At 67.6% G+C, this 14,381-nt stretch carries 14 protein-coding genes; 10 read left to right on the plus strand and 4 right to left on the minus strand.

All coding sequences use genetic code 11. The features are described 5' to 3' along the window. Positions 1-11: 11 nt before the first annotated feature. The 9 genes from ACQY76_RS01285 (at position 12) to ACQY76_RS01325 (ending at position 8,453) form a co-directional block, all read left to right on the plus strand. A complete protein-coding gene (locus tag ACQY76_RS01285) occupies positions 12-824 on the plus strand; it encodes an ABC transporter ATP-binding protein (RefSeq protein ID WP_428031118.1) in 813 nt (270 codons plus the stop codon). An 11-nt stretch (positions 825-835) separates the two neighbouring features. Further along, positions 836-1,618 (plus strand): ABC transporter permease, encoded by a 783-nt coding sequence (locus tag ACQY76_RS01290; RefSeq protein WP_428031119.1) that lies wholly within the window; start codon positions 836-838, stop codon positions 1,616-1,618. Then, positions 1,615-2,925, plus strand: coding sequence for a cytosine deaminase (locus tag ACQY76_RS01295; RefSeq protein ID WP_428031120.1), 1,311 nt, complete (start codon positions 1,615-1,617; stop codon positions 2,923-2,925). Before ACQY76_RS01290 ends, ACQY76_RS01295 begins: the two co-directional genes overlap by 4 nt. Continuing rightward, positions 2,922-4,343, plus strand: a complete 1,422-nt coding sequence (locus ACQY76_RS01300) for an FAD-binding oxidoreductase (protein WP_428031121.1) — start codon at positions 2,922-2,924, stop codon at positions 4,341-4,343. The genes ACQY76_RS01295 and ACQY76_RS01300 overlap by 4 nt, the downstream gene beginning before the upstream one ends. Then, positions 4,343-4,930 carry an NAD(P)H-dependent oxidoreductase gene (locus ACQY76_RS01305; RefSeq protein WP_428031122.1) on the plus strand — a complete coding sequence of 196 codons (588 nt, stop codon included), beginning with the start codon at positions 4,343-4,345 and terminating at the stop codon, positions 4,928-4,930. The genes ACQY76_RS01300 and ACQY76_RS01305 overlap by 1 nt, the downstream gene beginning before the upstream one ends. A gap of 125 nt (positions 4,931-5,055) precedes the next feature. After that, a complete protein-coding gene (locus ACQY76_RS01310) occupies positions 5,056-5,550 on the plus strand; it encodes a MarR family winged helix-turn-helix transcriptional regulator (RefSeq protein WP_428031123.1) in 495 nt (164 codons plus the stop codon). An 87-nt stretch (positions 5,551-5,637) separates the two neighbouring features. Next, positions 5,638-6,621: a 2-hydroxyacid dehydrogenase gene (locus tag ACQY76_RS01315; RefSeq protein ID WP_428031124.1), complete on the plus strand. Its 984-nt coding sequence runs from the start codon at positions 5,638-5,640 to the stop codon at positions 6,619-6,621. Between the two features lie 13 nt (positions 6,622-6,634). After that, entirely contained in the window at positions 6,635-7,378 is a 744-nt protein-coding gene (locus tag ACQY76_RS01320; protein ID WP_428031125.1) for an AprI/Inh family metalloprotease inhibitor, read from the plus strand. Between the two features lie 100 nt (positions 7,379-7,478). Continuing rightward, positions 7,479-8,453, plus strand: coding sequence for a glycosyltransferase family 2 protein (locus ACQY76_RS01325; protein WP_428031126.1), 975 nt, complete (start codon positions 7,479-7,481; stop codon positions 8,451-8,453). Between the two features lie 55 nt (positions 8,454-8,508). On the opposite strand, the gene ACQY76_RS01330 is transcribed toward ACQY76_RS01325, so the two are convergent. The 4 genes from ACQY76_RS01330 to ACQY76_RS01345 form a co-directional block, all read right to left on the minus strand. After that, entirely contained in the window at positions 8,509-9,987 is a 1,479-nt protein-coding gene (locus tag ACQY76_RS01330; protein WP_428031127.1) for a flavin monoamine oxidase family protein, read from the minus strand. 84 nt (positions 9,988-10,071) lie between these two features. After that, positions 10,072-10,830: a RadC family protein gene (radC, locus tag ACQY76_RS01335; RefSeq protein ID WP_428031128.1), complete on the minus strand. Its 759-nt coding sequence runs from the start codon at positions 10,828-10,830 to the stop codon at positions 10,072-10,074. A gap of 17 nt (positions 10,831-10,847) precedes the next feature. Continuing rightward, positions 10,848-11,675 carry a type I methionyl aminopeptidase gene (gene map, locus ACQY76_RS01340; protein WP_428031129.1) on the minus strand — a complete coding sequence of 276 codons (828 nt, stop codon included), beginning with the start codon at positions 11,673-11,675 and terminating at the stop codon, positions 10,848-10,850. 148 nt (positions 11,676-11,823) lie between these two features. Next, on the minus strand, positions 11,824-13,005 hold the full coding sequence (locus ACQY76_RS01345; RefSeq protein ID WP_428031130.1) for a GNAT family N-acetyltransferase: 1,182 nt from the start codon (positions 13,003-13,005) through the stop codon (positions 11,824-11,826). 138 nt (positions 13,006-13,143) lie between these two features. Here ACQY76_RS01345 and ACQY76_RS01350 point away from each other — a divergent pair, with 138 nt between their 5' ends. Next, entirely contained in the window at positions 13,144-14,349 is a 1,206-nt protein-coding gene (locus ACQY76_RS01350; protein ID WP_428031131.1) for a pyridoxal phosphate-dependent aminotransferase, read from the plus strand. Positions 14,350-14,381 lie beyond the last annotated feature (32 nt).

The following is a 14,381-nucleotide window of genomic DNA, read 5'->3' on the forward strand; positions in this document are numbered from 1 at the left end:
GCGTGCCGGCCATGAACGCCCTGGCACCGGAGGTCGAGCCGCGCGCGGCAACGGGCGCGCCGCTGCTGCGTCTTGCCGGCGTCGGCAAGCGCTTCGCCAATGCCGTCACCGCGCTTGAATGGCTCGACATGGAGGTGCGCGAGGGCGAATTCGTCTCGCTGCTCGGCCCCTCCGGCTGCGGCAAGTCGACGGCGCTGCGCCTCATCGCCGGGCTCACCGAGCCGAGCGAGGGACGGCTGGAATGGGATGAGAACGAGAAGGGCCGCCGCGCGCGCGAGCCGCACTCCATCGGCTTCGTCTTCCAGGAGCCGACGCTGATGCCGTGGGCCAGCGTGTTCGGCAATGTCCACCTGCCACTGAAGCTGGCCGGGATCGGCCGGCACGAGGCCGAGCCCGCGATAACCGAGGCGCTGGAGCTCGTCGGCCTCTCCGCCTTTCGCGACGCCTATCCGCGCGAACTCTCCGGCGGCATGAAGATGCGCGTCTCCATCGCCCGCGCGCTGGTCACCAAACCCCGCCTGCTGCTGATGGACGAGCCCTTCGCCGCACTCGACGAGATCACCCGCTTCAAGCTGAACAACGACCTGCTGGAGGTGTGGCGACGGCTTGGATGCACCATCGTGTTCGTTACCCATTCCGTGTTCGAATCGGTCTACCTGTCCTCGCGCATCCTGGTGTTCCGCGCCCGGCCGGGGCGGGTGTCGTCGGAACTCTTCATCGATCCGAACCAGCCGCGCGACGAGGCCTTCCGCACCTCGCCGGAATATGTCGGCCTGTGCCGCGAAACCTCCCTCGCCCTCGCCCGGGCGATGGACGCGCAGTAGCGGGGGCGGGGATGGCCACTTCGCCGCTGCGCTGGCTTTTCCCCCTCGGCGTGCTGGCGGCGCTCGTCCTGGCCTGGTCGCTGGTGGTGAGCCTGAACGACCTGCCGCCCTATGTGCTGCCGGCGCCGGGGGCGGTGCTGGAAACGCTGATCGACGACCGCGCGGTGCTGTTCGCCTCCATGCTGGTGACGCTGAAAACCACGGTGATCGCGCTGCTGCTCGCCGTGGCCGGCGGGGTGGCGCTGGCCCTCATCTTCGCCAGTGCCCGCATCGTCGAATTCTCGCTGTTCCCGATTGCCGTCATCCTGCAGGTGACGCCGGTGATCGCGGTGGCACCGCTGATGCTGATTTATCTCTCCACCGACGCCGCCGTGCTGGTCTGCGCCTGGATCGTCGCGTTTTTCCCGGTCCTGTCCAACACCACGCTGGGGCTGAACTCCGTCGACGCGAATCTGCGCGACCTGTTCCGCCTGTCCGGCGCCTCGCGCTGGCAGACGCTGATGCAGTTGAAGCTGCCGACCGCCCTGCCTTTTTTCCTCGGCGGCCTGCGCATTGCCGGCGGTCTGGCGCTCATCGGCGCGGTGGTCGGCGAGATCGCCGCCGGCTCGGCCGGACAGGGCTCGGGCCTCGCCTTCCGCATTGTCGAATCGGCCTACCGGCTCAACATCACCCGCCTGTTCGCGGCGCTCCTGCTCATTTCGCTCACCGGAATCCTCATCTACGCCGCGCTGAGCCTGCTCTCCTGGCTGGTGCTGCGCCGCTGGCACGAGAGCGAACTCGGCGGCCGGGCGTGACGGGGGTCGATCTGAAGACGCCTCCCGCCGCGTGGGTGCTCGCCCATGCACGGGTGCCCGCCTGCCTCGTCCCGGCGCTCCCCGGACCGGTGGATGCGGAGGGGCTGGTGGCGCTCGACATCGCGCTGGAAGGCCTGCGCATCACCCGCCTCGCGCCCGCCGGAACGCTTCTCGACGCCGGCCCCCGCCATGATCTCGCCGGCCGGCTGGTGCTGCCCGGCCTCGTCGACCTCCACACCCATCTCGACAAGGGCTTCATCTGGAAGCGGGCGCCGAACCTGGACGGGACGTTTGACGGCGCCGTAGAGGCGGTGACCGCCGACCGCGCGGCGAACTGGACCGAGGACGACCTACGCCGACGCTTCGATTTCGCGCTGCGCTGCGCCTATGCGCACGGCACGGTCGCCATCCGCACCCATCTCGATTCGGATGGCCCGCGCGCGGCCACCGCGTGGCGGGTGTTCGGCGAGATGCGGGAGACGTGGCGCGGGCGCATCGCGCTGCAGGCGGTCGGCCTCATCGCGATCGACCATGTCCGCGACGACGCGGCTTTTGCGACCCTCCTCAACCTCGTGCGGGAACATGGCGGGCTGCTCGGCAGCTACACCTATGTCACGCCCCATCTCGCCGCCGGGCTGGAGCGCCTGTTCGCGGCCGCCGAGCGTCACGGGCTTGGGCTGGACCTCCATGTCGACGAGCGCGACCGCCATGGAAACGGCCTCGACGCTCTGGCGCGCATGGCGCTGGAGCGTCGGTTCGAAGGCCCCATCCTCGCCGGCCATTGCTGCGCGATGGCGGTGAAGGACGCGCACGAGATCGACCGAACGCTCGACCTCGTGGCGCGGGCCGGCATCGCCGTCGTGTCGCTGCCCATGTGCAATCTCTACCTTCAGGACCGGCACGCCGGCCGCACCCCGCGTTGGCGCGGCGTCACCCTGCTGCACGAGATGAAGGCGCGCGGCATTCCCGTCATGGTGGCGAGCGACAACACCCGCGACCCGTTCTATGCCTATGGCGACCTCGATCTGGTGGAGGTCTACCGGGAAGCCGCCCGCATCGCCCATCTCGACCACCCCCATGGCGACTGGCCGGCGATCATTGCGCGTGAACCCGCCGCGCATATGGGCGTTGAGGCAGGGGTGCTCGCGACGGGGACCACCGCTGACCTGTCAATCTTCCCCGCGCGCAGCCTCAATGAATGGCTGTCGCGGGCGCCGACCGAGAGGTTGGTGCTGCGTGGCGGGCTGGCCATCGACACGGCCGTGCCCGACTATGCCGACCTCGACGACCTGATGGAGCGCCCGTGACCTACGACCTCGCCGCTCTCAAGGCCCGGCTGGACGGCATCCGCACCGAGGACAATCCCGCCTTGGTGCGCCAGAAGAGTCGCGACTTCTACTGGTACTCGCCGACGCTGAAGCGTCAGCTCGACGCGGTGACCGGCGATATCGTTGTCCTGCCGGCGAGCGAGGAGGAGGTGCTGCGCGTCCTCGCCGCCTGTTTCGATCTTGGCATCCCCGTCACCCCGCGCGGGACGGGGACCGGCAATTACGGACAGGCCATGCCGCTGGCGGGCGGCGTGGTGCTCGACCTTTCCGGTCTCGACCAGGTGCTGGAGATCGCCCCCGGCCGGGTGCGGGCGCAGGCCGGCGCCATCCTCGCCGATATCGATGCGGCCTGCGGCCCAAGCGGGCAGGAACTGCGGCTGCACCCTTCCACCTACCGCACCGCCTCGATCGGCGGCTTTATCGCCGGCGGCTCGGGCGGGGTCGGCTCCATCACCTGGGGCGGCCTGCGCGACCTCGGCAACATCCTCTCGCTGCGCATCGCCACCCTGGAGGCGACGCCGCGGATTCTCCACCTGACCGGCGAGGACGTGCAGAAGGTCGCCCATGCCTACGGCACCAACGGCATCATCCTCGACGTCGAAATGCCGCTCGCCCCGGCCTATGGCTGGATCGAGGCGATGGTGGGCTTCGCCGATTTCGGCGAGGCCGCCGCCTATGCCAACGCGCTGGGCGAGCAGGACGCGCTGCTGAAGAAGCTGGTCTCGGTCATCGCCGCACCGATCCCGCAGGAAACGTTCCTGCGCCACCGCGCCTTTCTGCCGGACGGCATGCATATCGTGCTGGCGATGCTCGCGCCGATGGCGCGCGCGGGCTTCGAGAGCTTCACCGCCCGCCATGGCGGCACCCTGCTGTTTCGTTCCGACCTGCTGTCGCCCGAGGAAGCCAAGGGGCTACCCCCGCTCTATGAGCTCGCCTGGAACCACACCACGCTGCGGGCGCTGCGAGTCGATCCCACCATCACCTATCTGCAGACGCTCTACCCCTTCCCGAACCAGCGGGAGCTGGTGGCCCGCATCCACGCCCTGCTCGGTGACGAAGTGCCCGCGCATCTCGAATTCGTGCGCTTCGACGGCAAGATCACCTGCTTCGGCCTGCCCTTGGTGCGCTACACCGGCGAGGAAAGGCTGGCGGAGATCGTCGCGCTGCATGAGCAGCACGGCATCCCGGTGTTCAACCCGCACCGCTACACGCTGGAAGAAGGCGGCATGAAGCAGACGGACGCGGCGCAGCTCGCCTTCAAGCGCGAGGCCGACCCGAAGGGCCTGCTGAACCCCGGCAAGATGATCGCCTGGGACCATCCCGACTTCGATTTCGATGCCGGCCGGACCTATCTGTTTCCGGGGCTGGAAAACCGCAACACGGGAGATTCCGGCTGATGCGCGCGCTTGTCGTCTATTGCCACCCGGTCGCCGAGAGCTTCACCGCCGGCGTGCGCGACGCCGTGCTGCGCGGGCTGCGGGCGGCCGGGCACGAGGTCGATCTCCTCGACCTTCATGCCGAGGCGTTCGATCCCGTCATGGGCCGGGACGAGCGCCTCGGCTATCATGAGCCGGGCCTGAACGTTCTGCCCATTGCCGGCGATCTCGAACGGGTGAAGCAGGCGGACGCCCTCATCTTCGTCGCCCCGACATGGTGGTACGGGCCGCCCGCCATGCTGAAGGGCTGGCTGGACCGCGTGCTGGTGCCGCACGAGACCTTCGGCATGCCCAAGCCTCTCAGGAATCTCGAACGCCGGCTCACCAATATCCGCGTGCTCGTCGCCGTGACCACGCTCGGCTCGCCCTGGTACTGGTGGTTGTGGATCGGCCAGCCCGGCCGGCGCATCCTGCTCGACGGTGTCGGCGGCATCATCCACCCGCGCGGCAGGAAGCTCTGGCTGGCCCTGCACAGCATGGATTCGGCGAGCGCCGCGAGCCGTGCCGCCTTCCTCGCCCGCGTCGAGGCGCGCTTCGCCCGGCTGTGAGCGGCGCCAAACCGGCCGAACTTTGACGAACCCCGCATTTGCGGCCATGTTCGTGCTGTCACGGCAATGCGTTACTCGGGGATTATATATCCGCCAGCGTGCCGTATTCGGTCGCAGGGGCGCCCATGAAAGACGGTTTCGACAAGAAGATCGGCCAGAGACTGCACCATGTGGCGCGCCTTCAGCGCGCTCTGGCGGCACGGCGTCTTCAGGATATCGGCCTGTTTCCCGGCCAGGAAACCGTGCTGCGGCTGCTGATCGAATCCGATGGCCGCACCATGACGGAACTCGCCGCCGCGTTGAAAGTGCGGCCGCCTACCGCTTCGAAGACGGTCGGCCGGCTCTCCGCGCAGGGACTGCTGATCCGGCGCGCCTCGGAAGGTGACGCCCGGCTGGTCCGCGTGCATCTCACCGACGAAGGGCGCGAGCGGGCCGTCACGATCGACGACATCTCGGACTCGATCGAGGACACCATGACCGACGGCCTCGACGGCAAGGACCGCAAGCGGCTGCGCAAGATGCTGCGCAAGATCGAGCGTAACCTCTCGACCCAGCTGGGCGCCGTCTCGACGGACCCGGACGAGGATGCCGAGGACGGGCTCGAGGAAGAGCCCGCCTGAAGCCGAAGGGCCCTTCGTCCGAATCGGGCTTGAATCCCGCCGGTCTTTGGTGAGGAATACCGGCCCTTTCGTCCCGAGGAGTGCCCCATGTCCGCCCGCCCCGACCTTCTCCAGACCGGCCCGATGATGGGCATGATCGAGGCGCAGCTGGAGGAGCACTTCACCGTCCACCGGCTCGACGCGCCGGATGCCGAGACGGTACTTGCCGAGGTTGCCCCGCGCATTCGCGCCGTCGCCACCGGCGTCGGCTCCACCGGCGGCGGCGCCCGCCGGGTGACGGACGCGCTCATGGCGCGCCTGCCCGCGCTGGAGATCGTCGCCAATTTCGGTGTCGGCTATGATTCGGTGGATGCCGAGGCCGCCGGTCGGCGCGGCGTCGTCGTCACCAACACGCCCGGCGTGCTCGACGACGAGGTGGCGGACCTCACCATCGGCCTGCTGCTCGCCACGCTGCGGCAGATTCCGCAGGCGGAGCGGCATTTGCGCGCCGGCAAATGGCCCTCCGGCGGCTTCCCGCTGACGGCGACGCTGCGCGACCGAACGCTCGGCATTGTCGGCATGGGCCGCATCGGCCGCGCCATCGCCCGACGGCTGGAAGGCTTCGGCCGGCCGATCGCCTATCACAGCCGCCGGCCGGTGGCGGACGTGCCTTATGCGCATTATCCGGAACTGGCGGCACTGGCGCGCGATGTCGACGTGCTCGTCGTCATCGTCCCCGGCGGCGCCGAGACCGACCGCATGATCAACGCCGATGTGCTCGCCGCTCTCGGACCGACCGGCGTGCTGATCAATGTCGCGCGCGGCTCGGTGGTGGATGAGCCGGCGCTGATCACGGCGCTGCAGGACGGCACCATCGCCGCCGCCGGGCTCGACGTCTTCGCCAATGAACCGCATGTGCCGGACGCGCTGATCGGCATGGACAATGTCGTGCTGCTGCCGCATGTCGCCTCTGCCACCCATGTCACCCGCAACGCCATGGGCCAGCTGGTCGTCGACAATCTGCTCGCCTGGGCGGCCGGCAAGCCGGTGCTGACACCGGTGCCGGAAACGCCGCTGAAGCCAGCGCCATGACCGGGAGCCGACCATGGGCCTTCGCAACAAAATTGGCCTGAGCCGTCATCGCCGCGCCACCATCGCCGCCACGGGGGCGCTCGTTCTCCTGCTCGCCTCTCCGGCCCGGGCACAGGAGAATGACGCGCCGCCCGCCGCGACACTCGCCGCGGATTACCGGCTGACCAATGCCGATGGCGACCGGGTCTGTCCCCTGGTGCTCTCCGACAAGCCGGAAGGCCGGCGTGGCGGTGGAGCCGAGCGCTACGCGGTCGCACTCGACCGCGCGGCCTGTGCCGCCATTCTGTTCAGTGTCGACATCGCCTCCTGGGCGCCCGGCCCCGGCAATTCCATCCGGCTGCACAGCCCGGATGGCGCGCTGGTCGCCGAGTTCACCGAAGGGGTCGGCGGCACCTGGGAGGCACTGCGGGAGGGCGACGGCGTCTATTTTCTCGTCAATCCCCACCTTGCCGACCCCGGGCTGCGCGCCGCCGACCTTGTCGGCGCCTGGGACCTCGCTGAGACGGCGGGCAAGCCGATCTGCCGCCTGGAACTCACCGATGCCGAGGCGGGCGGCGGCACCTTCCGCGTCAGGCTCGCCGCCACTTGCCCCGCGCGCCTCGCCGCACAGGTACCCGAGCGCTGGCGCCTCGATGGCGGCAGCCTGGTGCTGCTCGGCGCCGGCGGCGACGGCCTGCGCTTTGCGGCACAGGAAGATGGCGGCTGGGAGAAAGTTCCCCCGGACGAGGGCACGCCCCTATTGCTGAGCCGGCCGTGAACGAGACATTATGGAAGGATACCTTTCGTCTCACACATCGGACGGCGACATTTCTGTGCCTATAGTCTCCATATGTATACCGACCTATAGCCGCTCGAAAATGCTGGCGGAGCTGCTCGACAGCATCGTTGCGGAAGGTCATGCGGACGATGTCGAAGTCGTCGTGAGCGACGATGCGTCGACAGATGACACACTCGTCGTGGCTGGTCGATACAGCGAGCGCATCAAACATTTCAACTTGATAAGCCAGCCGCACAATTTAGGGTTCGACCGGAACTTCCTGGCCGTTACCGCTGCAGCCCGTGCACCTTATATCTGGCTCATGGGCGACGACGATCTTTTGGAGCCCGGCGGCCTGTCGCGACTGCTGGAGATGATCGAGCGATGGCCGCAGGCGGTGGGATTTACGCTTGGTGTCATCGACTACGATGTCACGATGACGACACCGATCGGAATCCGCGGCACGCCTCCGACACAGCTGATCACCGGGGCCAAGGATCTCTTTCTGTCCATGGCCGATCTCCTCGGCTTCATGTCGACACTTGTCGTGAAACGCTCGCTTTGGGATCAGGCGGCCAAGGATCCGCAGGTGCAATCCGTAAATAATTGCTATGTCCAGGTTATCATCGCTGGCAAGATCATCGGCGAAAGCGGTCAGTGGGGGGTCATTCAGGAGCCTTGCGTCGGCTTCCGAACGGGTAACGACCAGTTGCTCGCCAGATATGGCTGGCTTGACCGGCTTAAGATCGATGCACGGGCCTATGGCGAGATCGCCGACCTGCTGTTTCCCGATGATCCCGAGACACGGGCGCGGATCATCCGGCGCATTTTCGATACCCACATCATGGCGCGGATCCTCAATGCCAAGACGATGCCCGAGACAACCATGGGAACCTTTACGGCCGCTGTCTTTCTCGCCAGGACATACGGCGATCTGCCAGCCTATTGGACACGGGCGCTGCCGATCCTGATGGCTCCGAAATGGTCCATTCGGCACGCGCGCTCATTCTACAAGAACTATTTCAAGTCATCCGGCGCGTATCGTGCGTCGAATGAGTTCGCGAAGAAGGCGTAAGGCGCCGGACGGGGCCCGCGCCCAGTAAAGCCGACGATCAGGCGACCCGCAAAAACTAGCGCGGTCCGAGAGGCATCGCCTTGGGATCGATCTGGCGGGCCGCGCGCAGGCCCGCTTCGATCGCGCCCTCGACCCAGCCGGTCTTCAGCGTGGTGAAATCACCGGCGAAATGGATGCGGCCCTCGGGGGTGGTCCACTCGTTGACCATCCAGCCGCCACCGATCGGCGTGGACCCGAACGAGCCGCGAATCCAGGGCTGCTCGCTCCAGGCGAAGTCGCTGACGCTGACGACGTCGCCGAGCAGGCCCGGCAGATCCTGCTGGAACGCATCGACAACACGCTGTGCGCGCACGTCCCGGGGGGCATTGAGCACGAGGTCGGCGTTCGGCCCGTTGAGGTAGAAGAAACCGTTGCCGTGCCCGCCCGGCTCATTGCCGGTAATGTCGATGAAGCGTTCCCACGGGCGGTCGCCGCCGGCCATCGGCCAGCCGTGAACGTTCTGGCCGAGCCAGGTCGGCTTCTTGGTCTTGACGATGACCTTGACCGTCTTGTCCCACTCCATCTCGGCAAACATGCGCGCCTTGCCGGCGGACCAGGCCGGCATGACCTCGACCTCGTTCATCACGCTGAAGGGGATGGTCGATACGATGGCGTCGCCGGTGAATTCCTTGCCGTCGCGCGTGGCGACGCGGATCCGCGAACCGGTCTGGTCGATCGTCGTCACCTGCGCGTCGAGAACGATGTTGCCGGGGCCGATGGTATTGGCCATTGCCATGGGCAGGCGCTGATTGCCGCCCAGGATGCGAAAAACATTCTGGTCGCCGAAATGGTAGGCGAGGTCGGGAATGATGCCCAAGGTCTGCGCGAAGGGGGTGAACGTGCCGCCATGCGCGCCGAGCAACTTCAGGAAGGCCGTGGAAGCACCGACAGGCCGCAGCAGGTCTTCCAGGGTGATGTCGTCAAGGCGGTCGAGCAGATCGGGATTGGGCCAGCTCGGCTGCAGGACCGTCGCAGTGTCGAGGCCGGCGCGGAACAGATAGCGGTTCAGATTGGCCGCCACCGTGACATTGCGCTCCTCCGGGGTCAGGTCCCACGGCCAATCGGTCACATCGGCCGACTTTACCGTCTTTCCGTCGACCATATAGACCGGCAGCCCGTCGTTCAGGCTGAGCAGCGGCAGATTGTAGTGCCGCACATAATCAAGGACCAAGGGCATGTTGGAGCGGAAATGACCACCGCCGGCCTCGGTGAACATGCCGTCGCCGAGCGGCAGCGACAGCAGCCGGCCGCCGATGCGGCCCTGCCGCTCTATGACCGTTACCTTGTGCCCACGGCGCTGAAGCGCCAGCGCGGCGGTGAGGCCGGACATGCCGGCGCCGAGAACCAGGACGTCGACAGGCCGCTCCGGCTCGGTCTGAGCGAGGGCGGGGGCCGCCAGCCGGGACGCCGCCAGCGCGCCCGCGGTCGCAGCGGTGCCGGCCAGCAGCGAGCGTCGGGAGAATGCACGAGAAGGTGTTTCGGGAGGTGTCGCCATCAGCAAGTGCTCCGCCATGCCATGGCGGTTTCTAGCAGACAGAACTTAAAAATCTTCTGCCGATACCATCGGCGGCAACGAGGCTCAGATCAGTCGGAGACCGCGCAGGCTGGCGTGGCCGTCCTTGCCGACGATGATGTGGTCGTGCACCTCGATGCCGAGTGGCTTGGCCACGTCGATGATGGTCTTGGTCATCTGGATGTCGGCGTTCGAAGGCGTCGGGTCGCCACTCGGGTGATTATGGACGAGGATGATGGCGCTGGCGGCCACCTCCAGCGCCCGCTTCACCACCTCGCGCGGATAGACCGGCGTATGGTCCACCGTGCCACGCTGCTGCACCTCGTCGAGAATGAGCTGGTTGCGCTTGTCGAGAAACAGGATGCGGAACTGCTCCTGCTCGACGAAGGCCATGCTGGCGCGGCAATGGGCGATGACAGCGCTCCAGGAGGAGAGCACCGGCCGTGCCCGCACCTGGCCGCGCGTTACCCGCTCCACCGCTGCGCCGATCAGCTTGAGCTCGGTGACGATGGCCTCGCCCACGCCCTTCACCTCCCGCAGCCGCCCGGGCGGGGCGGTGACGACCTCGGCAAACGAGCCGAAACGGTCGATCAGCGCCTTGGCCAGCGGCTTCACATCCGCCCGAACGACGGCGCGGAACAGCACGAGTTCCAGCAGTTCATAGTCCGGCAACGCCTCGCCGCCGGCCTTGCGGAAACGCTCGCGCAGCCTTTCGCGGTGGCCGAGAAAATGCGGCTCCGCCTCCGCGAAGCCTGCCGGCGCGGCCAAGGGATCGGCCGGCGGATCGTCACGGCCGCCGCTGCGCCCTGATGGGTTTCGCGCCATGCGGGCTCCCGCCTCGCTCAGTCGTTGCTGAAGATCGGCTTGTGATAGCCCTTGGGCGAGAGGGTGAATATCTCGCACCCGGTTTCCGTGACGCCCACCGTGTGTTCGAACTGGGCGGAGAGCGAGCGGTCGCGCGTCACCGCCGTCCAGCCGTCGGAGAGCACCTTCACATGCGGCCGGCCGAGATTGATCATCGGCTCGATGGTGAAGATCATGCCGGGCAGCAGTTCCGGCCCGTCGCCGCGGCGGCCGACATGCACAATATTGGGCTCGTCGTGGAAGATCTGGCCGACACCATGGCCGCAGAAATCGCGCACCACGCTCATGTGGAATGGCTCGACGAATTCCTGGATCGCCGCACCGATGTCGCCGACATGGCGGCCGGGCTTCACCTCGGCAATGCCGCGCATCATCGATTCGTGAGTCACGTCGAGCAGCCGCTCGGCGCGACGGGGAATCTCGCCCACCGGGTACATGCGGCTGGAATCGCCGTACCAGCCGTCGACGATCAGCGTCACGTCGACATTGACGACGTCACCCTCACGCAGCGGCTTGTCGTTAGGAATGCCGTGGCAGACCACATGGTTGATCGAGGTGCAGGTGGATTTGCGGTAGCCGCGATACATCAGCGTCGCCGGCAGCGCGCCATGGTCCATCGCGAACTCGAACACCAGATTGTCGATCGCCTCGGTGGTGACGCCCGGCGCGACCAATTCGTGCACGAGGTCCAGCGCCTGCGCGGTCAAATGCCCGGCCTTGCGCATGCCCGCGAAGCCCTCGGGGCCGTGCAGCTTGATATGGCCGGTCTTGCGCAGCGGCGCACCGGCCGCCTCCACATAGCTCATCGTCGAAACGTCCAACTGCGTAGGGTCAGGGCGAATGCCCGCACCGCGAATGCCTGCGGGGAATGTAAGCTATCCGCCGCTTGGCGCAAGGAAAGCGCGCGCAGATCAGACAGGCGCGCGTCGCGTCACCCCACCTTGCCGCGAAGCCCTACCCCATCGCCTTCGCCATATGCACGAGCCGCCGGTCCGGCAACTGCTCCACCCGCTCGATGGCGAAGCCCTTGCGGCGATACCACTGGATGTTGGCCGCCAGCGGCTCGCCGGTATAGAGCCGTGCCGTGTCACGCCCGAGCGCGCGCGCTCTCGCTTCCACGGCCGCCAGCAGGACGTTGCCATGGCCGAAGCCCTGCGCCCGTGGGCAGGCGGCGAGACTGTCGATGAACATGTCCTCGGCCCGCGGCAGCAGTATGGCGACGCCGACAGGCCCGTCGCTGCCGTCGAGCACCCACACCTCGCGCTCGCGGAACACCTGGGCGTAGTCCCACAGCAGCGGCAACGGCTCGACGCCGAGCAGGATGCGGTTGCGGGCATAGGCCGCGCGCTGCAGCGTTTCCACGGCCGGCAGGTCCGACAGGTCGGCGCGGCGCAGCGTGCGGCCCTCGACCTCCATCTCGCGTGCGTTGAGCACGGAAAGCGCCGACAATTGCCGTCCGTGCGCGTCGAAATTCTCGGGCGCCAGCCAGGCTTCCATCGCCACCGCGATCTGCGGCCATTCCTCCGCAAGAATGGAGAACCAGGCGGTGTCGCGGTTTCGGCCCTTGACGATCATGTGGTGGCGGAAGAGACCCTCGAACCGGAAGCCGTAGCGCTCGGCCGCGCGCCGCGAGGGGGCGTTGAGCGCGTTGCACTTCCACTCATAGCGCCGATAGCCCAGCGTCTCGAAAACGTGCCGCGCCATCAGATACATGGCCTCGGTGCCGCCGGGCGTGCGCATCAGCGCGGGGGTGTAGAGGATATGGCCGACCTCGATCGTCCGGTTGGCCGGGTCGATCCGCAGATAGGTCGCATGGCCGATCGCGACGCCGGTCTCCTTGTCGAGGATGGCGAACATCAGCGGGTCGTCACGCCGTGCCGCCTCCCCGTAATAGGCCTCGAAGGCGGCGTAGTCGGCATAGGGACCATTGGGCAGATAGGCCCAGATCGCCTCGCTCGCCGGCCCATGGCTTGCCGCGAATAGTGCCGGCCCATGCACCGCGACGTCGAACGGCACAACAGCGACATGCCGCCCGATCAGGCGCGTACGTTCCGGCCGGGGCGCCGGGGCGGTGTCGACAGGGGCGCCGAGAGGGAGGCTCTCCGGCTCGGATTTCGGCTCATGCGGCACACTCATCGGCGTCACATCCACTCCCACGACCGCCGGCCCGGCCAGCGGAACCCCTTGAACCTCGCCCCTCTCCCGTGTGACAGGAATGCGAAAGACTGCAAGAGCTTTGACGCGACTTGCTCCCGGAAACGCCGCGAGGAACTGATGACCGCTGCCACCGCCTCCCCGATACACCCCGTCGCGGCCTTCGACCGGATCGGCGAGGAGAACGCCTTTGCCGTGCTTGCCCGTGCCGCCGCCCTGTCGGCGCAGGGGCGCGACATCATCAATCTCGGCATCGGCCAGCCGGATTTCGCGACGCCCGGCCACATCGTCGAGGCCGCCATCAAGGCGCTGCGCGACGGCCAGCACGGCTACACGCCTTCGGTCGGCATCCAGCCGCTGCGCGAGGCGGTGGCGGCCGACATTCACCGCCGCTTTCAGCTGGAGATCGACCCCGGCCGGGTGGTGATCGTGCCGGGGGGCAAGGTGACGATGTTCAGCGCCATCCTCATGCTGGGCGAGCCCGGCGCGGAAATCCTCTATCCCGATCCCGGCTTTCCCATCTATCGCTCGATGATCGAGTTCACCGGCGCCACTCCCGTGCCCGTGCCGGTGCGCGAGGAGAACGGCTTCGGCTTTTCCGCCACGGAGGCGCTCGCGCTCATCACCGAGCGGACGCGGCTCGTCATCCTCAACTCGCCGGCCAACCCGACCGGCGGCGTCACCCCGAAGGCCGAGATCGACGCCTTCGTTGCCGGACTGGCCGAACACCCGCATGTCGCCATCCTGTCGGACGAGATCTACGACCAGTTCCTGTTCGACGGCGAGGCGCACACCACGCTGCTCGCCTATCCCGAAATCCGCGACCGCCTGATCCTGCTCAATGGCTGGTCGAAGACCTACGCCATGACCGGCTGGCGGCTCGGCTGGGCGCTGTGGCCGGAAGGGCTGTTCGATGCCGCGCGCAAGCTGGCGGTCAATGCCTGGTCCTGCGTCAACGCACCCGCGCAGTTCGGTGCGCTGGCCGCCCTCACCGGCCCGCAGGACTGCGTCGCGGAGATGGTGGCCGAATTCGACCGCCGCCGGCATCTGGTGGTCGACGGGCTCAACGCCTTACCGGGCGTACGGTGCGCGGTGCCGAAGGGGGCGTTCTACGCCTTCCCCACCATCGCCGGCACCGGCTGGACCTCGGCGAAGAAGCTCGCTACCGCCTTGCTCGACGAGGCCGGCGTTGCCACCATTGGCGGGCCGGATTTCGGCGTGTTCGGCGAGGGCTATATCCGCCTCTCCTATGCTAATTCGGCCGAGAACATCTCCCGTGCGCTGGAGCGCATGGACGCTTTCTTGCGGACGGGCCGGACCGCCTGAGCACGACATCGCGGCGAGGAGCGAGGAAGACG

This window comes from Ancylobacter sp. (genome assembly GCF_965279025.1).
GTDB lineage: Bacteria > Pseudomonadota > Alphaproteobacteria > Rhizobiales > Xanthobacteraceae > Ancylobacter.